Source organism: Candidatus Nitrosopumilus sp. bin_32a (genome assembly GCF_054095935.1).
Map to the genome: position 1 here is coordinate 83638 of NZ_JBSWSN010000003.1, position 24590 is coordinate 108227.

Here is a 24590-nt window from a genome sequence, read left to right on the forward strand (position 1 = left end):
TTTTCTTAATATGAAATCAAGACTATTGATTCTATTTCTATTGTTTATCTCTGGTATGACTGGAATTGCTTATGGGCATACTGTAGATGCTGTAGGTGAATATAGAGTAGAAATTGGTTGGATGAATGAGCCTGTAGTTTCAGGAGAAACCAACGCAATTGAATTTTATGTTAGTCCACTAATTTCATGTCCCGATATTCCTGAGGCAGCCAAATGTGCAGAATCTCAAGAATTTCAGAACGGAATTGCTGATTTAAGAAAAACTATTAAAATAAAATTAATTTACAAAGATGAAAGCATAACACTTCCTTTATCACCTGATCATGACATTCCAGGAAAATATTATGCATTTGTTAATCCAACTGTCTCAGGATTTTATCAAGCAAATATTCTGGGAACAATTGTAGACACTCCAATTAGTTTATCAATGCATCCACCAAAAGTTGATGAACGATCATACATTGAATTTCCTGAACCTTCTGATATTACAATAACACAAATGATTGATGGCCATACTGCATTAATTGAAGATCTGAATGATCTTAACGAATCTGTAAATATTTTAGAAGAAACACAATCAAACAATTTGGGATATGCTGGTATTGGAGTTGGAATTGTTGGAATTGTTATTGCAGTAATTGCACTTGTAAAATCTAAGAATTAATTATTTGATATCTCATCATTTTTTTTAAAAGAATATTTCAATAATATTGGACCAATGAATATCGTACCTAAAATTACAAAGATTAATGTTGAAAAAATGCTATCGGAAATAATTCCATAAGCCAAACCTAGTCCTGCAGTAATAAATGCAATTTCACCTCTAACTATCATTCCGTATCCTATCCTCAAACCTTTGTTTTTATTTTTAAGAAGAATAATTGCTGGAATTCCAGAACCTAAAATCTTACTAAAAACTGCAATTATCAAAATTACTAAGAACAAAATCAAATCAACATTCATAATATTTGAGATATCTACATGTGCGCCCATAATTGCAAAGAAAAATGGCGCAAAAATAATTTGTAACTCTCCAACAAATTCTCTAACTTGTTTTGCTAACCTTGAACCTGCAAGTCCCATTCCTGCGGCAAATGCCCCCACAATGGGATTAAGACCTATAATCGAAGCAACAGCTGCCATACCAAACGCTGATCCCAATGCGGTTCCTTGTTTTGTTCCACGAGATTCAAGAGATGTTGGTCTTGTTACAGCTACTGCATGAACTATTTTTGGAAGTAAAAATACCGCACTTAGAAGTAGAATAACCCATAGAATCAATGATTCTGATACTTCATACAACACTGTCTCTAACGATGGGAGAGAATGTGCAATTACAATAGAAATTATAGATGATAGAATGGCTAATCCCAGTACATCATCAAACACTGCAGCATTAACCAAAATATTCCCTTCTTTTGTTTTCTCCTTTCCTAATTCTCCCAAAATTGTTACAGCTGCTGCAATACTTGTTGCACTAAGTGTTGCTCCAATAATCATTGCAACCATCCAATCAATTCCAAATAAAATAGAAATCCCATATCCGAGTCCTAGTGGAACAATTACCCCCGTCGTACCGATTATTACAGCTTGAATCCCCGTATGTTTTAAACTAGAAAAAGTGAAATGAAGACCAGCTGAAAATAAAATAATTATCCCGGCAATTTGCCAAAATGATAGCATCAAGTCACTTAGTTCTACTAATGGTCTATCAAAGAATGATATCAAACCACCTAATGCAAATGGACCTAGAATTATTCCACCAATTACAAAACCAATTATTTCAGAAACTCCAAAATGTTTACAAATCCTACCTAACATCATTGAAGGAATAACCAAAATCAAAATTCCCACTAAAGTCGGAATTACATCAAATTCTGTTACCATTACAAATTAGGCTTAATCTGAATTATTAAAACTAATTTCAAGAATCAAATTTGAATACATTATTGAAATTTAGGCTTGTAATTTTTTGAAATTTTGTAGAAAACTGCTCCAATTCCTATTATTGTAATTCCTGCAAGAATTATTTCAGCTTGAAATTGTAATGCCATGTAAACTGTTGTTCCAAATCCAAATAATGGTAAAATTGGAAATTTCCCAATATTGATTGGAACTCTAAATGGTCTTTTTAAAACAGGCTCTGTATATCGTAAAACTATAACTGCTAAATTAATTGCTGCAAATGTTATGACGATAGCAAAAACTACGATGTTGGCTATAATTACAATATCTCCTATAAATGAAAATCCTACTGAAGTGATCAAAATAACAATTACTGCAATCCATGGTGTCTTAGTTTTAGGATGAACTCTGCCCAAAAACTGTGGTAACGAATTACTTTTTGCCATTCCATATAGTATTCTTGCTCCTGCTACAAGTGTGATTAAAACAGTACTTGCTGTAGCAAATAATGCAATTATTGATAATGTAACACTACCATTAGTACCTAAGACCTTATGTGCAACATCAGCAAGTGGGGCAGATGATACTGCTAATTCCTGCCAATCTAAAATTTTTACAACCGATAATGAAACTAGAACATAAATTACTCCAGTAATAAGAATTGATAACATAATAGCTCGAGGAATTGTTTTGTGAGGTCTTCTGACCTCTTCAGCAACATTTGCCATATCTTCAAATCCAATAAATGCAAAGAAAATTAAAACAAATGCAAGGATTATTCCTGAAAATCCATTTGGTGCTTCAAAATAATCTATTGATTCTACAGGCTCAACAGTAAATCCAAGAAAAATAATTAATGCTAATCCTCCAGCAGTTATAATTGCAAAAATAGTATTTGCCCATGCAGACTCTTTAATACCAATAAAATTTACCAAGGATAAAATTACAATTAGAACAATTGCTCCGACAGTTATTGGTATTTCAATAAACTGTATTAGATAACCTCCAAACCCTAAAGATACAGTTGCAGCAACTATGATGGATGTAATTGCAGTTAACCATCCAATTATAAAACCAAAAAAATTACTTTTGAATGCATTTTTAACAAAAGTATATTCTGCTGCTGCTTTTGGATATAATGCTGCAAGTTCAGAGTAACTCAACCCAGCAAATATTGCAACTATCGCACCTAGCAAAAAAGAAATCCACATTGAATTTCCTGCAAAACCTGCAGCCTCTCCAATTAGAACATAAATTCCAGCACCAAGAATCAAACCCACTCCATACATGGTAAGATGAAAAAGACCTATGTGGCGCTTTAATTCAGACATATACCATCAACCTGTAACCAAGAAATTTAATCCAAATCCTATCAAATATGCAACAACTGCAGCAACACCACCAATGATCAATGTATTGATTCCAGCACGTAGCATTGATCTTTTTACAATCTTTCCTTTTATCATTCCAACAAGAAAGAACGCAAAACATACAGATACAATAGAATAAACAAAAGCTTCAGAATTCAATTCAATTCCAACAATCATGAAAATCATAAACGGAATCAATGGAATTAATCCTACAAGATTGAAACCAACAAATGTGCTGATAGAACTGTCTAATGGATTTTTTTCATCCTCAATTAATCCTAACTCTTCTTTCATCATTGTATCTATCCAAACTTTTCTTTTTGATGTAATTGTTCGAACTACATCATCAAGCAATTCATCTTTGAATCCTTTTTCTCTGTAAATGTCTCTAATTTCATCTCTTTCTTGTTCTTCTAAATTATCAATTTCCCATTCCTCTTGCTTTCGCTTCATTTCAACAAATTCATTTCTAGCCTTTGACGCTTGATAATTTGCAGCAGCCATTGAAAACCCATCTGCAAACAAATTTGCAAATCCCAAAATTAAGATAATTGTCGTGGGTAATGATGCTCCCATTACTCCTGCAACTATCGCAAAAGTTGTTACTGCTCCATCTATAGAGCCATAAATAAAATCATCAAAGTGTACTTTCATCAGATTATCATTATTTTTTATTCATGGTTATAATGTATTTTGAGAAATATTATTTTGCAATGGCCTTTGTAATGTCAGTTTTGCTAATTATTCCTGTAATTGATCCATTTCCATCTAATACTACTAAACCACTGACATTGTTTTCTAAAATCAGTTTACATGCATCAGACAAACTTTGATTGAATTTAATCGTGATTAATCCCTCAGTCATGACATCTCTGGCTAATGAAATATTTCCAAATCCTTCCTCTGAAAGAAATCCATTTTTGAGATCAGAAATTGTAAATCCTGAATCATCTTCTTCACTTCCAAGCTCAATTGCAACCCTGAATAAATCTCTAAATGAAATTATTCCTACTGCTTCTTCATTCTGATTTTTAACAATCAATCTAGAGATTTTCTTTTCCAACATTTTTCTTACAATCTTATACAATGGTGCAGCAGTATGAGTAAATTCATAATCATGAGTCATAAAATCTACAACTTTTTTTCCATCGGTAATATTTTCGGCATAATATCTTACAAGATCACTTTTTGTAAAAATTGTTTTTACTTCTTCTTTTTCACCGATAGCCAATGAACTGATACCTTTTTCAATCATAATTTTTGCTGAATTCTCAGGTGTGAGTTCTTGATTTACAAATTCAATTGGTTTCATAATTTTAGTTATAGGAATGTTATCAAGGCTCTGATGTGTAGTCTCTGAAAATAAAAATAACCCAATATCTTTTTCAGTGATTATTCCAACATGTTTTCCATGATCTGAAACAACTAATCTGCTAATTTTTGTGTCTAATAATGACCTAATTGCATCTGAAATTGTAGAGTTTTTTATTATAGTAATTGGTTTTTTTGAAATATTGTTTATTGACAATGGCATATATGAAATTTTTTTATATAAAAATGGAATTTATAATTTTCAATTTTGATTGTACTTTGCTTTTCAATTTTGAGAATCAATGGTCTTCTTATATTCTAACAATTATTATTTGAAGTATGGTTAAGTTTCAAAAAATTCTAGTTCCACTTGATGGATCTTCAAATTCTATTAGAGGATTGGATAGAGCTATTGAAATTGCAAAAGGTGGTAATGCTGAAATTACCGGATTTTATGTATTTCATTTACCTGTAGCTGCAGGAATAAAATATACACAAAAAATGAAAGATGAAGCACAAAGAAAGGCTGTCAAGGCTATTGGTCCTGCAATGAATAGAACTCAAAAAGCTGGTGCCACGTTCAAATACAAAACTGGTGGAGGACATACTGGCTCTGAAATTGTTAAATTTGCAGAAAAAGGAAAATTTGACATGATTGTTGTTGGTGCAAGAGGTCTAGGTGGAGCAAAAGAAGCATTTCTTGGAAGCACATCAAACTATGTTATGCATAAAACAAAAGTTCCAGTATTGGTAGTAAAATAAATAATATTTTTCATATCATTGATATTTGATGTAATAACCTACAAGTATAGGAATTTGAAAAAATATCATCGGTGTAGGATATGGTAGAAAGTAATTTTGATATCTTAGGAATTATTGAGGATTCAACAGAGAAAGAAATTAGAGATGCGTTTAGAAGATTAGCACTACAATTCCACTCTGATCGTGGAGGAGAAAATCAACAATTCATAAAAATTAAACAAGCATACGACGATCTAAAGATTGGTAAAAAATATCCTGAGACAGATTATGAAAAATTAAAAAATTCTAAAGTTTATTCAGGTGATTCTGAGGCTGATGTTAGAAGAAAAAATCAAATTTTAGGTCAAGAGCTATTCAAAGAAATGAAAACCGCTGAAGAATGGGCTCTAGCATTAAATAAATCAAACTCTACTGGATCACGATTGTTTGGATCAAAAACTCTTGGTGAAATTGAATTAGAAAGAAAAGCAACTGGTGCTTTATCCATTAAGGGAAATTTTATGGCAGGAAGTTTCACTTATGATGGCCATATAGTAATGCAAGGTAGCATTACTAGTCCATCATGGACTCAAGAATATCAAACAAATATTCATCTAACACATGGAGATTTTAAATTTATTAATCCATTAGAAAATAAATACAAAATTGATAATGGTGCAAAAATTACTGTAGATAAAGGCAATGTAGTTATTGGAAATGTTTATGGGAGAAAATTTAAGGTTGAAGATCCTATACGTGTAGGAGTATTTCAAATTCAAGAACATAGAACTCACATTTCAGCTTTGAATGGAAAAATTATTGCAGAAAATCTAGTAAATACCGTATTACTTGAAGCTGATTCAATTATTGTTCTTAATGTTGAAGATGATGTAATATTATCTGCAAGAGAAATTTTATTTTACGGAGGAAAACTTACCTATGATTCAGTTATCGAATTAAAAGAAGGTGGATCAATACGATTCTTTGAGAATTTTTCTATTCAGGGTCTAAGCGGTGATGCAATAATTAAACTTGAAAACGGTAAAAAAATACGATTATTTGATCTCAAAACTAAAAAAATCAAAGATTTATCTGATGAATTTGTACCTAACAAAGAGAATTACCACAAAGATGCTACTATGGTTGGCCATGGCTTTACAATTACATATGAAATGCTAGATAATCTCTCATTGAAATCTACCAAAAAACAAAGCTGGGCATCAAAATTTGGGTTTTCTAAAAAATAATCAAGTTATAATCAATTTTTACACCTGATAATGACCATTCCTCATAAATATAGCTAATTTTGAAAATTATTTGTGAAAAAGATAGAGGCTGTAATTAGGAGAAAAAATTTTCCCACAATTAAAACCACTTTGAACATTGTAGGGACATACATTATTGATAAACGAAATTTAGATGACAGTAACATTTACGATGAAAGTCCTGGCTCTCGTGTCGGCTCTACCAATCTAAAATCTATACCACTTGCAAAAATCGAAATGGTAGTTCCAGATAAAGATGCAAGAAAAGTAGTTGAAATGATCTCAAAAAACTCTGGTTTATCTTCAGACCATGGAGGAAAAATCTTTGTTTCTGAAATGGAAGAGGTCGTAGATATGGAAACTCTTGACGCACAACAAGATCTTGAAACATTTTCAGATGAAAAATCAGAATCAAAGCCATTACCAAAAAGAAGTCGGTTTGTCCCATTACAAAAATTCACTTTACATAAATTGCAAGTAATTTATGAAGAGAACAAAGAAACACTTCGAAATGATTATAGAATTAAATCTTTTAGTGATTTTGTAAATTATTGTATTATGAAATCACTACCAACCTTAGAAAAACAACTAAAGAATCCTACAATTATGTATGAAAATAATTTTGCCGATTATTAATAATACCCATTAAACAATGCTAATCCTACCAAAGTCATACCAACTGCTGCAAGTACTAACTTTGCAATCATGATTTTAGATATTTTCATATGGATAAACCAAAAATGATGGGCCCTACAATAACTCCAATTATCACTGCAACTTTGAGATAATCTTTACCGTGCAGTGGTTGCATCTTCTCTCTATGAAATAACTTACTTTTACGTAGATTCATGATGTTGCTTAGATTGTTTTTTCCCCTTCATCACCTGTTGCAATGTCTATTGCACGCAAAATTTGTGAAACAAAAATTTTGCCAACCCTTCCATTTTCTTTAATAATTCCTATGACTTCATCCTCTCTTGTATCTGAAATTATAACTTCTAATTGATATTTATCGTTGAATTGTGGCACAAAAATCTCACTTCCTTTTGATGCGTGAATTTCTGGACCTGGTCTCTTTCCTCTTCCTCTGACTTTGGAAACTGTAAGGCCACCTATGCCTATGTCTTTCAATCCTTCACTGATTGCCATGACGTCATTTTCGCCAAGTATTACTTCTATTTTGAGCATTTAGTTAGTGTAATTTCAATTACACAAATATAATTTCTGATTTTGATTACTAAATGATAATCATTTGTATATCAAATTTAGACATTGTTATTAATTCTAAATTAACTTTTTTTTTCAATGGTACTTGATTCTGGAGATACAGCATGGATGCTTGTTGCTGGAAGTCTTGTATTACTTATGATTCCTGCATTAGGGTTGTTTGAATCTGGCTTGTTAAGGAAAAAGAACGCTGCATCAATTTTCATGCAAATTTTCTTTGGTTTGGCAATGTTGAGTGTCATGTGGTTTATCTTTGGATTTAGTTTATCTTTTGGTGACTCTACTATGGGATTAGTTGGAAATCTAGATTGGGTTTTCCTTAAAGGAATTCCATCTGATGCACCATTAGAACAATATGCCCCAACAATTCCTGGTATGTTATTTGTAAAATTCCAATTAATGTTTGCAGCAATTACTCCTCTATTACTTACAGGAACAATTGCTGAAAGAATGAAGTTTAGTTCCTTTGTTATATTTATTGCAGCATGGTCTATGCTAATTTACTATCCTCTTGTCCACTGGGTTTGGGGTGGCGGTTGGTTGGCACAACTTGGTGTAGCTGACTTTGCTGGTGGTATTGTAATTCACACTAGTGTGGGAATGGCAGCGTTAGCTGCAGCACTAGTACTTGGTAAGAGAAGAAATTACGGTCCTGCCATAATGATTCCTCATAGCATTCCACTGGCTGTACTTGGTTCTTCCTTATTGTGGTTAGGTTGGTTTGGATTTAATGCAGGAAGTGCACTTTCTGCTTCTGGTGGAGTTGCAGGAAATACTGTAATTGTAACTCACATGGCATCTTCAATTTCTGCATTAATTTGGGCTGGTCTTTCTTGGATAAGAACTGGAAAACCATCCGTTGTTGCAACAATTAACGGTGCAATTGCAGGTCTTGCAGGAATCACACCTGCATCAGGATATGTGAGCGTTGAGCATGCTTTTGTAATCGGTATAGCAATAGGTGTAATCTCATACTCCGGCGTAGTACTGTTCAAAGAAAAATTAAAGATTGACGATGCACTTGATGTTAGCTCTGTTCACGGAGTTGCAGGAATTGTTGGTGCACTAGCAATTGGTATATTTGCAAGTACTGCAATTAATCCAGGAGGACCTGACGGATTACTCTTTGGAAATCCTGATCAATTATGGATTCAGGCTGTAGGTGTTGGTGTTGCAGGTGTAATGGGTTTTGGTGGAACTTGGATAATTTTACAAATAATTAAACATCTAATTGGGATTAGAGTTTCACCTGAAGTAGAAGATATTGGTTTAGATATTAGTGAACATGCAGAATCTGCTTATTCTGATGAAGAAGAGTTTATGTTGAATATGGATGATTATACAGATGAGTTACAGGATAAAAATGAAATCTTGTTCAAAAAGAAATACCCTGGCAAGAAACAATGACTGTTAGTTATGATGAATTATCAAAACAAGTCCTTGATTTAGATACTAAAGTTAGGTTTGCAGGTGTTGCAAATAGTAAAGGTGAGATGATTGCTGGTGGACATAATGATAATGTTGAAAAAATTTTAGAGGGTGATAATGTTAAGATGTCGATTCATTATGCATTACAAAAAAGAGATCTTTATACAAATTTAGCATATAAAATTGGTTCAGAACTGTCGTCAATAACTGAATATGAAAAAGTCACAATGATTAGTATTCCAATTAATTCAAATGATTTGTTTATGATTAGTACAGAGCCAAGAGCAGATTATTTGAAAATTATTGATTTTGTTCATTCAGCACTTGCTTCTTAAAACTAGAATTACTACAGGCATAACATGCTCAGAAGAGTTGATATTCAATAAAGAAAACATAGAATAAAAATGCCAATATCCTTCAATCTTGGAAAAAAACTTGTTTTACTTGTAATGCTTGTAACCATAACTGCATTAGGAGTTACATCTTACATGAGCATTGATTATGCTTCTGAAACTCTAAAAGAAAGAGGAGGGGAATTATTAATCGGAGAATCTTCCATTAGAGGAGAATCTTTGAGATCATCTTTTGAATCAAGAGTTGAACAAAATAATATCCTTGCAAACGATCCTATGGTTCAATCATTAGTTTTACAAATGAACCAAGTTTCAAATGATAAATTAAAAGAATTCCAAGAAAGTAACCGTAGAGATTTTTTAATTCAAGTTCAAGCATTTCAGGAATTAATTGGATTTTCAATAGGATTTGAAGACACAAAAATAATTGGCAGTAATGGAAAAGTTTTCTTTTCTCTTAGTGGCAATGTGGATCAAGATTTTACCAAACATGAATTTTTTCAAAGAGGATTAGAAGGATCTTTTATTGAATTTGAATCAACAGAATCGGGCAAAAAACTAGTTGTTGTTTCTCCAATATTTGCAGATGACAGTAAAAAAGGAGATGAGCCAATTGGAGTAATTATTTCAAAAATGAGAACTGCATCAATTGATAATATTTTGCTTAATCGAAGTGGACTAGGTGAAACAGGGGAGGTTTACATTGTAAATGATGATTTTTTAATGTTGTCTGAATCTAGATTTTTTGAAGATGCAGTATTTCAACAGCGAGTAGATACTATTGCTGTACAAAAATGTTTTAATGAAGAGAAGGATTATACTGGATTTTATCCTGATTATAGAGAAATTCCAATATATGGATCATCTTACTGTGCATCAGATTTTGGAATTGTGCTACTTGCAGAAATGGATGAAAAAGAACTTGTTGAACCGATAAAAATTTTACAAACTAGAATCCTATTGACAAGTTTAGTCATTACAATGTTGATGGGATTGGTTGCATACTTTGCTGCAGAATCAATATCACATCCATTAAAAGCCCTCAAAAATGCTGCAAACAAAATTGCAAATGGTAAGTTTGATGTAAGAACAAACATCACAACAGGTGATGAAATTGGAGAATTATCTCATGCGTTTGATTCAATGGCACAAAGACTTCAAGAATCATTAATTGAGATTCAAGAGAAAGAAAAAGTTATCAAACAACTTGAAGGCGGTATGCTACTAAAATTTTCTCAACATGAAGAAAATGATTGTGTCGGTGTAATTGATATGACTGATTCTACTCGAATATCATCTAAACTATCAGATGATGATGTTAGTAAAATGTATGAAATTTTTCTTAATTTTATGGCGAAAATTATTCTTGAATATAATGGAGAAGTTGTAAAGAATATTGGCGATGCTTTGATGTTTAGATTTGCAAATATTGATTCTACAGATACTGCAGCAATAAAAAATGTTTTAGAATGTTGTTTAACTATGATTGAATCCCATGACGAACTGAAAAAGGAACTTAATGCAGAAAATATAGATGAATTAGATTATAAAATTAGTATAACGTATGGGCCTGTAAAAGTAGCTGAAAGCACTACTTCTAAAATTTCAGATATTTTTGGGCCTACAGTTAATCGATGTTTTAAGATCAATTCATTTTGTCCAAAAAATAGCATAGTAGTTGGCATCAACATGTATGAAAACCTAAAAAGTTATGAAGAATACGAATTTACACAATTTTGTTCTATTGAAATCAAGCAAAAATATGGCTATAGTATTTTTGAAGTTAAGAGAAGAAGATAATTTCTATTCTTACTATAAGATATTCTAAATTTTATGCCCAAATCAGATTATTTGAATTGATTCTATACTTGCAAAGATGAAAATAACATCAAGTATTTAATTGACTAAATTGCGTACTTAGAATATGAATTTTTTAGTATTATCTATGATTTTTACACTTTTAGCTTTTACTTCTTTTGCATACGCTGAAGAATATATCATTGATATTCCATTTGGTGCATATAATCCTGAATTAAATACTCCTGCAGAAGTCTGGTATGATCCTCCACAGATGTTTGTAACTGTAGGTGATACTGTTACTTGGTATAATGATGACAAAGAAGGTCATACTGTTACAAGTGGAGAGGGTTCAGGAAGATTTGGCTGGATGAGTGATAACTTTGGAACACCAAATAATATTTTTGATAGTGGTAGATTTATGCCAGGAGAATCATGGTCATACAAATTTGAAGATTCTGGAACATTTTCTTATTACTGTACAATTCATCCATGGATGGAAGGAATTTTAATTGTTGAAAAACAAATTCCTGATTATCCACATGATGCCACTGGTAAAAAATTGGAATTTCCTTTATTACAATATACTCCAGATGAACGCATAGAAGTAAATCTATCATGGGATCCTCAAGTCATTAAAACTCATGAAAAAATTCAATTTGTTTATCAATTCTATGATCCACAAACAAATTCCAACTTAGCACAAATGAAATATAATTTTATAATTTTTCAAAACGGACAAGAAATCTTTAGAGATGAAGGACTAAGTCAAATTGGAGGCGATTATAGAAATTTTGTTTTTAGTGATTCTGGATCTGTTATAATAAGGATAGAAGGAATTCATTCCCCTTCAGTTTTTGCTGAAGAAAGTGTTACCGTATTTGGTGATGTCAAAAGTAGTGAACAACGTTCTGTTGATTTTACCACTGCAGTTTATGATAACCCTGAAAAAATATCTCATGAAACATATCATATAAAACCAGCTCAAAGACTAACAACCTATTACGAATTAATGCTGTTCATTATTCTTATTCCAGGTGTGATGTTCATTATTGCATTTCTATGGTTAAAGAAAAAACCTAAAATCAAAGATGAAACGCCAGGTGCTGTTAAAATTTAAAATAATAAAAAGAAATTAAAATTTGACGAACTAATCTAATCGATTAATTCAGTCCAACCTTTGATGAAGACTGAGTTCTTGTAGAGTGGAACTGGTTGTCCAACAGTAAAGTCCATTGGTCGCATCCAAAAGATTGCTTTTGTTGGGCATACACCAATGCATGCACCATCTGAAATACATCTTTCTGGGTAGAAGACAAATGCTTTACCTCTCTTCCAGCCTTCAACTGGTTTTACTCTAAGGACATCTGGTCCAAGTGTGGTACAGATTTCTACACATAGTGCGCATCCGATACACATTTGTTCGCTGATGTCTGGAATAATTCCTACTGGCATAACAAAATTATTTCTTGATTTGGCATTAATATAATTTGCCTAGAAACATCGTCTTATAACGGCGTTTGATATTTTACAACGGTGTTATAATTCTGATCGCTATTTTAGATCTTCTTTTATCATTTCATGTTACCATTTGTTTGATTCAAAGAATCTATAATCAAATCATTTTCTGTTTTTTTGAGAAAATATACGCCTGTTTTTTCTGATTTAATGATGTGTTTTCCTCCTGGTGATAGAACCCAATCTCCATTTTCTTTTTTTCGTACCATTCCAGTTATTACAACTGATGATTTAGCATGATTACCTATTGATGAGAGTAACATGACACACGAATTAATGAATCTGGCAGATTCTAATTCATCAAACAAATTGTATATCCCATTAAACGAGTCAATAATTACCAAAAATCTATCTTTTGATACTTGGGAGATAATTTCTGATAATTTTTTTTCCCAGTTTATTTTATTTGGGCAAAAAATTGTTAAATCTTCTTTTTTTTGAATCATTCTTGATTCTACATATCCAGTATAAAGCAAATCCATGTCGATGAAAATTATCGGATCCTCTGTTGAATTGATTAATCTATTCAGAAATTCCATTTTATGGAATGGCTTTGAACATAAAATGATATTTGGATTATTTTGTTCAAATTTAATTTGAATTTGTGTTAAATCATTATCTATGATTTGCTCAGGATTTTTATCCAACACCACATTAGCATTCTACAGATATAATAATGAATTTAGAATCAAAAGACATTTCAGATGATTTCCCAACCTCAGAGAAAATCTATCTAAATAACGCATCTGTTTCTTTAATGCCCACTCAAAGTATTGAGGCTATGAAAGAATTTTTAATTACATACAATTCCATTGGTCCTGATTCAAAAGAGTCTGAGTCTTTTGTTAATGATAAACTACAAAATGTACGAAAAAGTATGGCAAAAATCATTTCTTGCCAACCTGATGAAGTTGTTTTAACTCAAAGCACCACTGATGGAATCAATTTTGTAGCAAATGGATTGTCTTTTGATGATAATTCGAATATGATAATTCGAGGAATGACACACGAACATCATGCAAATTTTTACCCATGGATTAAATTACAAGAAAAAATCTCTGTACAAAATTTACCTATTGATGATAATGGTTTTTTTAAATTAGATGATTTAGAATCTCTTGTTAATAATAATACAAAACTAGTTGCACTTAGCCATGTGTTGTATAATACTGGTGCAATCATACCTGTAGAAGAAATAGGAAAAATTCTTGAAGGTAAGGTTCCATTTTTTATTGACAGTGCACAAAGTATAGGTTGTATTGGAGATATCGATGTCTCAAAAATTAAATGTGATTTTATGTCCTTTAATGGGTCTAAATGGCTTTGTGGTCCTATGGGCACGGGATTATTTTATTGTAAAAGAAATTCTAGTGTGTTATTAGAACCTAAAACCATTGGTGGTGAATCTGCAATTATTTATGATGATTCAAAGTTAGCATACAAAGAATTACCAGATAAATTTCAAACAGGATTTAGAAATTATGTAGGAATAGTTGGGTTAGAGTCATCTGCAAATTATTTATTAAAATTTGGAATGAATAACATCCGTGAAAAAAACAAATCTCTGTCTAATATTTTAAGAGAAGAATTATCAAAAATTCCAAATATTATTCTATATGGACCTGAGGATCCAAATATCAGAACAAGTATTGTTTCTTTTAACATCAAAGGATTTGATTCACAACAAGTTGTTGATAAACTTGAAAAACAAAATATAATTTTAGCAGTAAGGGAAATAATGGACAAAAAGATTGTACGAGCGTCTCCTCACTTTTTCAATACTGAATCTCAGATTTTTAATGTAGTTGATGCGATAAAAAAATTATAGGTTTTCTTGTTCTTCTATTACCATCATTGTTAGTGTAGATTGAACCTTACTAATTCTTCTAACTTTGTTGGTAATAATTGCACGTAATTTTTCAGCATCATTAGAGGTTAACTTTAAGACAATATCATACACTCCGTATACACCTTGAACTTCAAATTGGACATCCTCTTCTGCAAGAATTTGTTTTACTTCGTTGATGATTGATTCGTCTGATCCTAAATCAGAATTCAATAGGACATATGCTGTAGGCACAAGTGAGTTTTTCATAAGACCGTATTTAACCTTTCATTGTTCAAAATTGATTAATCAGCAATACATTTTGATGATGTGAAACCAATAGATTTGTCACTTACAATATCTGAGTCAATCCCAAGCTTTCCTGGATCTCCAACACCACAATTCATTGATTGGTCTGATATAGAACATGACGGGTATAATCTTGAACTTTTGTTCCTAAGTTCACATACAGGAACACATCTTGATGCTCCATACCATTTTGTCAAAAATGGTTTAAAAATTCATCAAATTCCCCTTGATAGACTCTTTGGAAAAGCCATTCTAATTAAACTCAAAAAACCAAAGAATACTCCCATTACAAAATTAGATATCACATTATTTGAAAAAAAGAATGGTAAAATCCCAAACCATTCTTCAATCTTTTTCTTTACAGATTGGCAAAAAAATCTGAAAAATAATAATTATTTTACTGAAAATCCCGGACTAGATGCATCATCTGCAAAATATCTATCCTCTAAAAAAATCAATTTAGTTGGTATTGATTCCCCAAGTATAGATCTTGGAAAAGATGAATCATTTACTGTACATCATGTTTTATCAAAAAACAATATTTTGATAGTAGAAAATTTGACAAATATGAATAAAATACAATCTTTGGAATTTAATTTTACCATTCTTCCATTAAAGCTAAAGGATGCTACGGGTTCCCCTGTTCGTGCAGTAGCGTCATAGTTACGTATTTTCGGAATACTAAAAATACAGAGCAATCTTAAATTCAACATGAGTAAACCTGGAAATATTTGGCGAAAGGTTCATGGTAAAATTACTAAAAAACCAACGAACTTTTCTTGGTTAATTGAAGAAAAATTGGCAGGTTCAGGTATTCCAACAAGTTTTGACGAATTTGATTGGCTTTTGGATCAAGGTGTAAAATCAATTGTTACTATGACTGAGCAAGCATTACCAGACGAGTGGGTTGAAAATATAGGATACCTTCATGTTCCAACTCCTGATTTGACTGCTCCTGACATGGATAGAATAGATTCAGCAGTGGATTTCATAGATGAACAAATTAAAAATAATCAAGCCGTAATGGTCCATTGTGCAGCTGGAATGGGAAGAGCTGGAACAATACTTGCATGTTATTTTATAAAATACAAAAAATTTTCAGCCGATGATGCAATTAAAAAAATTCGAGATCAAAGACCAGGATCAATTCAATCTGAAGTACAAGAATTAGCTATTGGATTTTATGAAAAACATGTAAGAAATTAGTCTAAACAAATTCTGAAACTAATTTTCCATCTACAACTTTTATTTTCAAAGTTTTGTTTTCTTGAAAAATTAAAGTTAATCCACCATCTGCATCAGGATCTTCTACTTTAACAAGTTCTAACATTTTGATTGGGTCAAATTTTTCCATTCATATCACCTATTCTGGAATTGATACGGTTTCAATTTTACCATCAACTGCTTTTATGAATAGAAACCTGTTGTCTTTGAAGATAAATGTGATTCCATCTTCTTTATCAGGTTCTTCAACTTCAAGTATTGGTTGTCCTAACAGACCATCGTATTTTGCCATTAATTATTACCCAAAAAAGTTCCTTATATCCCTAATTGATTGTAATTTCAATTTCATTGGAGCTGTTTTTAATACTTCCAGTTTCTGTAAAGTCATGTTTTTGCCAAGATGCAAAAGATTCTGCTCCAATCTTATGTTTACCTTTTCCTAAATCTGATGCTTTGAATACAAATTTCTCATTAAAGTCAAATAGTTCCTGTCTGACTTCTTCCTCTGACAGTCTGATAAATGGTTCAAAGTTTTTGGCTACCTGCACCCAAATTCGTCTATCTTTCATTGGATTGACTAGTTTTGGATTTCTAGTCCAAAATATTGATGCCTTTCTGTAAGTATCAATAGTACGTCCCAGTTCCTTCTTTCTTAATCCGCCTGAAGTCAATTTTATGCCATATTTCATTTTGAATGAAACATCGTTATTGTTATAGGCTTTAGTCCAATTTGCCTCATTGAAGGCATTTCTAATGTCTCCTTCGACTGAAAATTGAACATTTATCTCGATATTTTCATCAGATGAGTATGCATCCTTTGATTTTGTTAATTCTATTGCAGAAATCTTGCTTTCTCCCATTGTTACCGCTCATAATGATTTATATCCGCAATAAGTGCTTTTTCTGAATACATGAATGCAGAAGTAATCAGTTCTGAGCCTAAAGAGATCAGCCTTTCAATCACTGAAACTGATATAGGAATTTTATACATAATTCAACATGAACTACTAAAAGCATCAAATATCGATTTTGCAGGTGTTATTGTAAAGCATCCTCTTACCAATGAATGTTGGATGAGAGTTAATTCAAATTCAAAACCACTCGGTGAAATTAAAAAAGCAACAGAATCAGCAGCTAAAATGGCTCAAGAATACAATCAACTATTCCATTCTCAAATTAAGGTAAATTAGATTTGAAGTTTTGCCCCAAATGTGAGGTCAAGTTAAAAAATAGCGGTTCAGGCCTCCAATGCACAAAATGTGGTTACAGTGAAGGTGGAGAAACAAAAACAACAAAAAAAATTACCGCCGAAGAAGAACCAGACTTTTCACTTTTAGCTTTTGAAGGAAATGAAGGGGAAGAATCTAATCCAACAGTCGAAATAATATGTGAAAAATGTGGACATAATGAGGCAGTTGGCTGGATGTTTCAAACTAGAAGTGCGGATGAACCTACAACAAGATTTTATCGTTGTCAAAAATGTAAACACACTTGGCGTGATTACACATAAGGTTTAACTGGAACATAAAGACAAGAAAATTGATTTGACTTTTGAAGCAAAAACAAGCGGATCAGACGATCTAAAGGCTATCATTTCTGCAATTTCAACACTTGTTGAAGAAGCAACATTTGTTGCAACAGCAGAAGGAATTACTTTTAGAGGAATGGATCCATCACACGTAGCTCTTATTGATATTTCATGGCCTAACTCCGCATTTGAAAAATATGAGTGTGATAGTGATATTAAATTTGGAGTAAGAATTGATGAATTCTCCAAACTTATCAAAAGAGCAGATAAAAATGATAGTATAGAAATTAGTATCTCTGAACAAAACATGTTGCTTGTAACAGTTGGAAAAAATAAAAAATACAAGATGCGTTTAATCGAAAGTTCTGCAACTGATACACCATTACCAAAAATTCCTTATGACTCAAAAATTATTTTGACTTCTTCAAAGTTTGACAAAATTCTCGGCGATGTTCAAGTTGTATCCGATTATCTTACAATACATACATCTGACTCAAAAGGAGACTTTTCTGGAAAAGGCGATTCTGGTGAGGTTGTAATTGAACTAGACAAAGACGATAAAGAAATTGAAGAAATTTCTTCAAAAGAAGATAGCGTTGGTACTTACAGCCTTGAATACCTAAATCCTGTAGTAAAAGCAGTAGGTTCTAACGTAGGCTCAATTACATGTGAATTTTCAAGCGCAAAACCTCTTAGAATTGAATTTAAAGTAGCAAATATTGGTAGAATTCACTTTTACTTGGCTCCACGCGTAGAAAGTTAAAGCATTTAAAGATTAACTAGTTCAGGTATTTTGAATTGAGACTCGTAATAAAATATGGTGGAACATCTATTTCTGCTGCAAAAGATATTCAAGCTGTAGCTACTCATCTTAATGAATTATCAAAGAAAAATCAAATTGTTGTTGTTTGTTCTGCTATAAGTGGAACTACTGATGATTTGATAGAAATATCAGAATCTATAAAAAAAGAAAATAAATCTAAAGCTGAGCAACTTGCATCAAAAATTACCAACAGACATAAACAATTAGCAAAAGAAACAATCAAAAAATCTGACGTACGTAAAAAATTACTTGCAAAACTTGATGAAGATTTTGCTGAGCTTCTTGCTCTAATTGATGGAATGGTGCTGTTAGGAGAAGTTACATCAAGAACAATGGATTATCTGATTTCATTTGGTGAAAGATTATCAATAAAATTAGTTTCTGCTGCAGTTAATGATTCGGGAGTTAAATCAATACCTCTAACTGGAAAAGAAGCTGGAATTGTTACTGATTCTAATTTTGGTGCGTCAAAACCATTGATTGATACAACCAGATTAAGAGTTTCAAAAACTATTGATGCATTATTGTTAAAGAAAACAATTCCTGTTATTGGGGGATTTGCAGGAGCAGATCAGCATGGACATGTAACTACATTTGGTAGAGGTGGCTCTGATTATTCAGCTACAATTATTGGTTCATGCATTAAAGCAGATGAAATTTGGTTAATGAGCGATGTAGATGGTTTAATGACTGCAGATCCAAAAATTGTAAAGAATGCTAAACTACTCAAAGAAGTCTCTTACGTAGAAGCAATTGAAATGGCATTGTTTGGTGCAAAGCAGATACATCCACGAACATTTGAGCCTCTATTAGCTAAGAAAATTCCTATGAAAATTAGAAATTCTTTCAATACAAAAAATGAAGGGACTTTAGTATCTGCAAATACTTCCCCAGATGTTAAAAACACTGTAAAATGTGTAAGTAATGTCAGAAATAATGGATTGATTGATGTTAGGGGTGGAAGTATGGTTGGAACACCCGGAACCGCTGCTAAGATATTTGCAACATTAGCAAAAGCTGGAATTAATGTAATGATGATCTCACAAAATCCCTCTGAATCAAGTATTACCATTGTAGTAAAAAATGCAGATCTTGACAAGGCAGTTAGTGCATTAGAGATGGAATTATTAGGAAAAATTATCAAAAAATTAGAAATTACTACAAATGTTGCAATAATTGCGTTAATTGGTTCAGGAATGCGAGGAACCGTTGGAGTCGCTTCAAAAGTTTTTGGTGCAATTGAGAAAAACAAAGTCAACGTATCCATGATTACTCAGGGATCATCTGAGCTTAATCTTGCATTTGTTGTAAAAAACTCTGATACAAATGCAGCTGTTAAAGCCTTACACGATGAATTTGCATTAGATAAAATCAATTAAGACAAATCATTTAAGTGAATAATTCAAAGAATAGTTATTGAATAAGATTCAATCTTTGTTAATAATTGGAATTTTTGCAGTTGGTATAATTTTTGTAACTTCATCAACTGATCAATTAGTTGACGCAGGTTCTAGAAAAAAAATTCATTTTACTGAAACAATAACATCATCTCAAGATCCAGGTCAAGGACATGAAAATCATCAACTAGCACTTGTTTTGTCTCCCAATGAGGGAACAATCTATGACGGTTCGATGACATTTACCTCAAGTGAGCCTGTCCAGATTGTAGTTTTACATGAAATTAGCTTACAAGAATCGAAAGGTCAACCTACATGGACAGTAGATGGAAAAACAATCTATGGTTTATCATTGATAGATTTACAGAAAAACTCAGGTTCATTTGAGTTTACAGGGGCTGCTCTTGCATTACATTCCTCAAATTCTAAAAAATTTACCACAACTGTTAGTATAGATGGATGGATTCGAGGTCAACCTACAGAAGTAATAATGCAAAAAATTGAATTAGAAAAAGAAGAACCATCATTATTACTATCAAGAACTAATGTACCGGCTACTATTCCAATGCATAAAGGAATCTATGAAGGAAATCAAATTCGTTACATCATAACTGATGGGAGTGATGAAGATTATACAAAAATTATATCAGAAAAACAAAAATGGAATGTAGAACTTGCTTCAGTACTTGCAAACGTTCCAGAAAAAACACTGCAAAAATTATACATTTTTAAAAATGGAGTGAAAGGTGATGGAATTTATGGATTTCAAGATGAAGTATTCTCCAGTACTCCATCACAAGAATTGAAATACAGTGCGTTAAATTCTATAATTGAAGTTACTTGGAAAGTTGGTCAAAAAGAAATTGAATTTGAATCTGCAACTGATATAATAAAAGCTGAAGAAGGAGGTAGAATTGAATTTAATGAAACAGGCGTTGTACTTAATACACCTCAAATCATTTGGCCTGATGGACAAATGAAAATTCGTTCAGATAAAGAAATTTCTGATGAAATGCCTTACAATGGTGGTCAAATAACTGAAATTAATGAGGAAGAAATGACTGTAACTTTTGTTGCTCATAGGGGTTGGGGACCTGATGGAAGAACTATTTACTATATTGTAACTGATGCAACACCGTCAGGACCGGCTGAAACAATGGGAGTTGTTTCTTCTCCAAGTTCAGCAAATCTTATTGCTCATTCAGGAGCTGTTGATCTCTTCCAATTTAAGAACGGGATTGCTGGTCCTGGCCCATTAGGATTTCAAGCAGGAATTGCTGGTGCATCACCTGGAGATGCAAATTATAGTCCTATGTGGAGAATTTATCTAGTTGAATGGAATGATGCAAAATCTGCAAAAATTCTAGAAACAAAGTCGGATATTGATGCATTTAGTGAAGAGAACAAACTGTCAGTAAGTCTTGCTAGACCAATTAACAGTGATCATATAGTTAATTGCCCATTCATTGATCCATTTCAATAGAATCCACTAAAGGGATAAATTACTTGATAAAAAATTTCTTTTAAAATTGACTGGCAAACTCTACATCGTAGGTGTCGGACCTGGGCATCATAACCATATGACATTTCGAGCAAAAGAAGTGATTGGTGAAAGTGATACAATTGTTGGATATGAAACTTATGTAAATTTGGTCCAAGATCTTATTGAAGGTAAAACTGTTCATCGTTATGCAATGACGCAAGAAGTGGAAAGAGCTCATCAGTGCATTGATCTTGCTAAATCTGGAAAAATTGTTTCACTTGTTTCAAGTGGTGATCCTGGAATTTATGGAATGGCAGGATTAATCTATGAAACACTTGCTGAATCTGGTTGGAATCCAAAAGATGATCTTCAAGTAGAAATTGTTCCTGGTGTATCGGCACTCAATTCATGTGCATCAATTGTTGGTTCACCTTTAATGACTGATTTTGCAGTAGTAAGTATGAGTGATTTATTGGTTCCATGGGAAATTATTTCTAAAAGAGTTGAAGCAGCTGCACAAGGTGATTTTGTAATTGTAATTTATAATCCTGCTAGTAAAAAAAGAATTCATCAATTACAGGATACAAGAAAAGTTCTTTTAAAATATAGAAAACCTACAACACCAGTTGCAATTATCAAAGGTGCATTTAGAGAATCTGAAACTGTTGTCATGACAGATTTGGAAAATTTGCCAAATCATTCAGAACAATTAGGCATGACTACTACTGTGATTATTGGAAATTCATCAACATATACTTACAAAGATTTAATGATTAATCCAAGAGGTTACAAATCAAAATATAATTTGGAAGAACAGACAAATCCCGATCTTAAAGTCTAAAAGCTTTTCTTAATTGCACCATTCAATTCTTCACTAAGATTCAATTTTTCTCTAATTGGTGAAACCACTTTAACCAAATAATTTCCTACTGTTTGTTTCAAATCTCCAGGATGTAATTTCTTTTCTGCAAAGTCTTTTTCCAGTTGGTTGTAATTAGTATATGATACATTTCCACCAAATTTTTCAGGTCTTTCTACTCTCATTTCATTGAATTCATGAAAGATTACAGATCTTGAAATTTCTAATAATGGATTATTTTCAATATTTGCTTCTTCACACCATGCTTTGCTTATTTTCTTCCTTATTTCATCGTCAGAATTGTGAATAAACACTCCTGAATTTGGATCTGATTTACTCATTTTTCCTAAAATTTTGTCATTACTTGAATCTGCAGGTTTTGAAAGTCCTGGTAATAGTTTGTGATGAACAGCAACAGGTACTTTCCATTTCATTTTTGGAAATATTTCTCTTACTAACATGTGGATTTTTCTTTGATCCATTCCTGCATGTGCAATATCTACATCTAAAGAATGAATATCTACTGCTTGCATTGCTGGATAAAGTAATTTTGCTACATCAATTTTTTTATCATCTTCTGATCTGCCCATAATAGTCAAAGTTCTCATTGTTCTTGCAATTGTCATGTGTTTTGTAAATTTTATGAGCTCTGACCAATATTCTGTTTTTTCTTCATACAGTTTAGATCCCAAAATTATTTCTGCATCTGGACAAACTAACTTGAAAGCATCTTGATAATATTTTGAAACTTTTTCAATCGTTTCCCAATCTCCTCCAAGCTTATCATTAATCAGAGTGTGCCAATCAGCTAGGAAAATCTTACATTTTACACCAGCTTTTACAAAATCATTAATTTTGAAACCTGTACTAATCAGACTGCCAAGATGCAAGAAACCTGAAATTTCTAAACCGATGTAATGGTTGGGAGATGAATTAGTTTTGAATAATTCAATTAATTCTTCTTGTGTTACAATTTCTTCAGTTGGTGGCCTTTGAATCAAATCTACTTTCTCTGTAATATCCAAATCAAAACAACTTTTGAGAAGTTAACGTATAAAGTTATTCAAAATTGAGTTTGAATTTAGAAGGTTTGAATAGAAGATATTTTCATACTGTTTATGACTCTTGAAGAAGGTTTAGAATTAATTTCAAATTACAAGAAAGCTCTTGAAAAATTTATTGAAACATTACCTGAACAATCAGTTCAACTAGGCTCAGAAATGATCAACACTTTATCAATGAATTCTAAAAATGAAATTAAAAATTTGGAAGCTATAGAAAAAGCTCTAAAAAGACAACCAAAATATGAATCTGGATTATCAGAATAAATTCTATTTGCAGTTCTTCTTGTGTTTTCTTAAATCATCTGAAGTATCAAATTCAGTTCCACACACCCTGCATTTTTCTTTTTTCTTATTATGAGCTTTTTCTTGATGTTTCTTTAATTTATCAGAATCAGGAAGAACTGTTCCACATTTTTTACATTTTAATTCATTTTTGTTAGAACCAAATAATCCCATGTACAAATTTGTCCTTCATAGTAGAAATAGTTTTTTTACTAATTTTTCCTTACAAAAAATCTATTCAATTTTTGATTCGTCTAAGCTTTTTCTAGGTTTTATACTAAGATAAAATCCATGAGTACTGATGATAAATGATGCAAGAAATACTTTGGTTGCAAAGACTAAATTCCAAGGTCTATCAGGATCTGGATAGGCAACTGATAATTTATCAATGTCTGGAACCATTCCATTGATAACGCCTGCAGTTATTTGCGCATTTAACACTGTAAAATTGTATAATACTTCATAGAGAGAAATAATTGAAAATCCAAGCAACATCAATTGAAGTAATGCCATTTTTGTGCCAACAATTTTATCACCTGCAGTTCTTCTCCATCCAATTCTTGTAACACAATACCATCCAATTATTGTAGAAAAAAATATCCAAGTAGTCACTCTAGCAAAATTTTCAAATGGAATAGTTGTATTGTGAATTGCCTCTCCCATAACATATGTTCCATTTTCCATCCATTCTATCATGGTAACATATACTCCAAAAATTAATGATGATGCCATAATGAATCCACAAATATAGAAAACATACAGATAGACTTTGTAGCCTGAATCTGATTTTTCAAGATAACGTGGCTCCATGATGCCGTTTGCCTAATTTTGAAATATAAAAATTCATGTTTTTCTACTGAGATTTATAGACTAGTTATAAT

The 24590-nt window shown here is 32.0% G+C and carries 32 protein-coding genes; 18 read left to right on the forward strand and 14 right to left on the reverse strand.

From position 1 onward, the window contains the following. Window positions 1–10 precede the first annotated feature (10 nt). The gene (locus ACW9XH_RS03170; RefSeq protein WP_457759193.1) at window positions 11–664 is read left to right on the forward strand and encodes a hypothetical protein; all 654 of its coding nucleotides are present in this window, start codon (window positions 11–13) and stop codon (window positions 662–664) included. On the opposite strand, the gene ACW9XH_RS03175 is transcribed toward ACW9XH_RS03170, so the two are convergent. Genes ACW9XH_RS03175 through ACW9XH_RS03190 form a run of 4 tightly spaced genes read right to left on the reverse strand, consistent with a single transcriptional unit; the run spans window position 661 to window position 4803 of the window. Continuing rightward, window positions 661–1887 carry a cation:proton antiporter gene (locus ACW9XH_RS03175; RefSeq protein ID WP_457759194.1) on the reverse strand — a complete coding sequence of 409 codons (1227 nt, stop codon included), beginning with the start codon at window positions 1885–1887 and terminating at the stop codon, window positions 661–663. The genes ACW9XH_RS03170 and ACW9XH_RS03175 overlap by 4 nt on opposite strands. Before the next feature lie 59 nt (window positions 1888–1946). Next, on the reverse strand, window positions 1947–3236 hold the full coding sequence (locus ACW9XH_RS03180; RefSeq protein WP_457759195.1) for an APC family permease: 1290 nt from the start codon (window positions 3234–3236) through the stop codon (window positions 1947–1949). A gap of 6 nt (window positions 3237–3242) precedes the next feature. Then, complete coding sequence (locus tag ACW9XH_RS03185; protein ID WP_457759196.1) at window positions 3243–3929, reverse strand: VIT1/CCC1 transporter family protein; 687 nt, start codon at window positions 3927–3929, stop codon at window positions 3243–3245. A gap of 49 nt (window positions 3930–3978) precedes the next feature. Beyond that, the gene (locus tag ACW9XH_RS03190) at window positions 3979–4803 is read right to left on the reverse strand and encodes a CBS domain-containing protein (protein WP_457759197.1); all 825 of its coding nucleotides are present in this window, start codon (window positions 4801–4803) and stop codon (window positions 3979–3981) included. Window positions 4804–4925: 122 nt separating this feature from the next. Between ACW9XH_RS03190 and ACW9XH_RS03195 the strand changes: the two genes are divergently transcribed. The 3 genes from ACW9XH_RS03195 (at window position 4926) to ACW9XH_RS03205 (ending at window position 7228) form a co-directional block, all read left to right on the forward strand. Continuing rightward, complete coding sequence (locus ACW9XH_RS03195) at window positions 4926–5348, forward strand: universal stress protein (RefSeq protein ID WP_457759198.1); 423 nt, start codon at window positions 4926–4928, stop codon at window positions 5346–5348. Window positions 5349–5428: 80 nt separating this feature from the next. After that, complete coding sequence (locus ACW9XH_RS03200; protein ID WP_457759199.1) at window positions 5429–6574, forward strand: DnaJ domain-containing protein; 1146 nt, start codon at window positions 5429–5431, stop codon at window positions 6572–6574. Window positions 6575–6646: 72 nt separating this feature from the next. After that, window positions 6647–7228 carry a P-II family nitrogen regulator gene (locus tag ACW9XH_RS03205; RefSeq protein WP_457759200.1) on the forward strand — a complete coding sequence of 194 codons (582 nt, stop codon included), beginning with the start codon at window positions 6647–6649 and terminating at the stop codon, window positions 7226–7228. Between the two features lie 222 nt (window positions 7229–7450). Here ACW9XH_RS03205 and ACW9XH_RS03210 read toward each other — a convergent pair whose 3' ends face one another. Beyond that, window positions 7451–7780 (reverse strand): P-II family nitrogen regulator, encoded by a 330-nt coding sequence (locus ACW9XH_RS03210; protein WP_457759201.1) that lies wholly within the window; start codon window positions 7778–7780, stop codon window positions 7451–7453. Window positions 7781–7897: 117 nt separating this feature from the next. Between ACW9XH_RS03210 and ACW9XH_RS03215 the strand changes: the two genes are divergently transcribed. From ACW9XH_RS03215 to ACW9XH_RS03230, 4 genes are all read left to right on the forward strand, one after another. Continuing rightward, window positions 7898–9226 carry an ammonium transporter gene (locus ACW9XH_RS03215; protein WP_457759202.1) on the forward strand — a complete coding sequence of 443 codons (1329 nt, stop codon included), beginning with the start codon at window positions 7898–7900 and terminating at the stop codon, window positions 9224–9226. Beyond that, entirely contained in the window at window positions 9223–9582 is a 360-nt protein-coding gene (locus ACW9XH_RS03220) for a DUF6659 family protein (protein WP_457759203.1), read from the forward strand. Before ACW9XH_RS03215 ends, ACW9XH_RS03220 begins: the two co-directional genes overlap by 4 nt. 69 nt (window positions 9583–9651) lie before the next feature. Beyond that, window positions 9652–11400, forward strand: coding sequence for a HAMP domain-containing protein (locus tag ACW9XH_RS03225; protein ID WP_457759204.1), 1749 nt, complete (start codon window positions 9652–9654; stop codon window positions 11398–11400). 124 nt (window positions 11401–11524) lie between these two features. Then, complete coding sequence (locus tag ACW9XH_RS03230; protein WP_457759205.1) at window positions 11525–12517, forward strand: cupredoxin domain-containing protein; 993 nt, start codon at window positions 11525–11527, stop codon at window positions 12515–12517. A 35-nt stretch (window positions 12518–12552) separates the two neighbouring features. Here the strand turns inward: ACW9XH_RS03230 and ACW9XH_RS03235 are convergent, their stop codons facing one another. Next, a complete protein-coding gene (locus tag ACW9XH_RS03235; RefSeq protein ID WP_368057264.1) occupies window positions 12553–12852 on the reverse strand; it encodes an ATP-binding protein in 300 nt (99 codons plus the stop codon). Window positions 12853–12971: 119 nt separating this feature from the next. Further along, on the reverse strand, window positions 12972–13565 hold the full coding sequence (locus tag ACW9XH_RS03240) for a hypothetical protein (RefSeq protein WP_457759206.1): 594 nt from the start codon (window positions 13563–13565) through the stop codon (window positions 12972–12974). A 26-nt stretch (window positions 13566–13591) separates the two neighbouring features. Between ACW9XH_RS03240 and ACW9XH_RS03245 the strand changes: the two genes are divergently transcribed. Further along, window positions 13592–14743, forward strand: coding sequence for an aminotransferase class V-fold PLP-dependent enzyme (locus ACW9XH_RS03245; protein WP_457759207.1), 1152 nt, complete (start codon window positions 13592–13594; stop codon window positions 14741–14743). Here ACW9XH_RS03245 and ACW9XH_RS03250 read toward each other — a convergent pair. After that, window positions 14738–14995, reverse strand: a complete 258-nt coding sequence (locus tag ACW9XH_RS03250) for an Lrp/AsnC ligand binding domain-containing protein (protein ID WP_457759208.1) — start codon at window positions 14993–14995, stop codon at window positions 14738–14740. The two genes, ACW9XH_RS03245 and ACW9XH_RS03250, sit on opposite strands and share 6 nt — an antisense overlap. A gap of 75 nt (window positions 14996–15070) precedes the next feature. On the opposite strand from ACW9XH_RS03250, the gene ACW9XH_RS03255 reads away from it, so the two are divergent. Together ACW9XH_RS03255 and ACW9XH_RS03260 are read left to right on the forward strand one after the other, a co-directional pair. Next, window positions 15071–15712: a cyclase family protein gene (locus ACW9XH_RS03255; RefSeq protein ID WP_457759209.1), complete on the forward strand. Its 642-nt coding sequence runs from the start codon at window positions 15071–15073 to the stop codon at window positions 15710–15712. 48 nt (window positions 15713–15760) lie between these two features. Beyond that, window positions 15761–16255: a dual specificity protein phosphatase 23 gene (locus ACW9XH_RS03260; protein WP_457759210.1), complete on the forward strand. Its 495-nt coding sequence runs from the start codon at window positions 15761–15763 to the stop codon at window positions 16253–16255. 1 nt (window position 16256) lies between these two features. Here ACW9XH_RS03260 and ACW9XH_RS03265 read toward each other — a convergent pair whose 3' ends face one another. Genes ACW9XH_RS03265 through ACW9XH_RS03275 form a run of 3 tightly spaced genes read right to left on the reverse strand, consistent with a single transcriptional unit; the run spans window position 16257 to window position 17133 of the window. Continuing rightward, complete coding sequence (locus tag ACW9XH_RS03265; protein ID WP_457759211.1) at window positions 16257–16403, reverse strand: hypothetical protein; 147 nt, start codon at window positions 16401–16403, stop codon at window positions 16257–16259. Between the two features lie 9 nt (window positions 16404–16412). Next, window positions 16413–16565: a hypothetical protein gene (locus tag ACW9XH_RS03270; protein ID WP_297594252.1), complete on the reverse strand. Its 153-nt coding sequence runs from the start codon at window positions 16563–16565 to the stop codon at window positions 16413–16415. Window positions 16566–16596: 31 nt separating this feature from the next. Further along, entirely contained in the window at window positions 16597–17133 is a 537-nt protein-coding gene (locus ACW9XH_RS03275; RefSeq protein WP_457759212.1) for a hypothetical protein, read from the reverse strand. A gap of 51 nt (window positions 17134–17184) precedes the next feature. On the opposite strand from ACW9XH_RS03275, the gene ACW9XH_RS03280 reads away from it, so the two are divergent. From ACW9XH_RS03280 to cobJ, 6 genes are read left to right on the forward strand one after another with little or no spacing between them, the layout of a single operon-like run. Next, the gene (locus tag ACW9XH_RS03280) at window positions 17185–17463 is read left to right on the forward strand and encodes an RpoL/Rpb11 RNA polymerase subunit family protein (RefSeq protein ID WP_457759213.1); all 279 of its coding nucleotides are present in this window, start codon (window positions 17185–17187) and stop codon (window positions 17461–17463) included. A gap of 2 nt (window positions 17464–17465) precedes the next feature. Next, the gene (locus ACW9XH_RS03285) at window positions 17466–17783 is read left to right on the forward strand and encodes a transcription factor S (protein ID WP_457759214.1); all 318 of its coding nucleotides are present in this window, start codon (window positions 17466–17468) and stop codon (window positions 17781–17783) included. Between the two features lie 34 nt (window positions 17784–17817). Beyond that, window positions 17818–18564, forward strand: coding sequence for a proliferating cell nuclear antigen (pcna) (gene pcn, locus ACW9XH_RS03290; RefSeq protein WP_457759215.1), 747 nt, complete (start codon window positions 17818–17820; stop codon window positions 18562–18564). A gap of 35 nt (window positions 18565–18599) precedes the next feature. Then, window positions 18600–20003 (forward strand): aspartate kinase, encoded by a 1404-nt coding sequence (locus ACW9XH_RS03295; protein ID WP_457759216.1) that lies wholly within the window; start codon window positions 18600–18602, stop codon window positions 20001–20003. A 37-nt stretch (window positions 20004–20040) separates the two neighbouring features. After that, window positions 20041–21504: a DUF7482 domain-containing protein gene (locus ACW9XH_RS03300; protein WP_457759217.1), complete on the forward strand. Its 1464-nt coding sequence runs from the start codon at window positions 20041–20043 to the stop codon at window positions 21502–21504. Between the two features lie 46 nt (window positions 21505–21550). Beyond that, window positions 21551–22345: a precorrin-3B C(17)-methyltransferase gene (cobJ, locus tag ACW9XH_RS03305; protein ID WP_457759218.1), complete on the forward strand. Its 795-nt coding sequence runs from the start codon at window positions 21551–21553 to the stop codon at window positions 22343–22345. Here the strand turns inward: cobJ and ACW9XH_RS03310 are convergent. Next, entirely contained in the window at window positions 22342–23388 is a 1047-nt protein-coding gene (locus ACW9XH_RS03310) for a tyrosine--tRNA ligase (RefSeq protein WP_457759219.1), read from the reverse strand. The two genes, cobJ and ACW9XH_RS03310, sit on opposite strands and share 4 nt — an antisense overlap. Window positions 23389–23481: 93 nt before the next feature. On the opposite strand from ACW9XH_RS03310, the gene ACW9XH_RS03315 reads away from it, so the two are divergent. Then, a complete protein-coding gene (locus tag ACW9XH_RS03315) occupies window positions 23482–23691 on the forward strand; it encodes a hypothetical protein (RefSeq protein WP_457759220.1) in 210 nt (69 codons plus the stop codon). A 3-nt stretch (window positions 23692–23694) separates the two neighbouring features. Here ACW9XH_RS03315 and ACW9XH_RS03320 read toward each other — a convergent pair whose 3' ends face one another. Both ACW9XH_RS03320 and ACW9XH_RS03325 read right to left on the reverse strand, forming a co-directional pair. After that, entirely contained in the window at window positions 23695–23883 is a 189-nt protein-coding gene (locus tag ACW9XH_RS03320) for a C2H2-type zinc finger protein (protein WP_457759221.1), read from the reverse strand. Window positions 23884–23943: 60 nt separating this feature from the next. Then, on the reverse strand, window positions 23944–24519 hold the full coding sequence (locus ACW9XH_RS03325) for a hypothetical protein (protein ID WP_457759222.1): 576 nt from the start codon (window positions 24517–24519) through the stop codon (window positions 23944–23946). Window positions 24520–24590 lie beyond the last annotated feature (71 nt).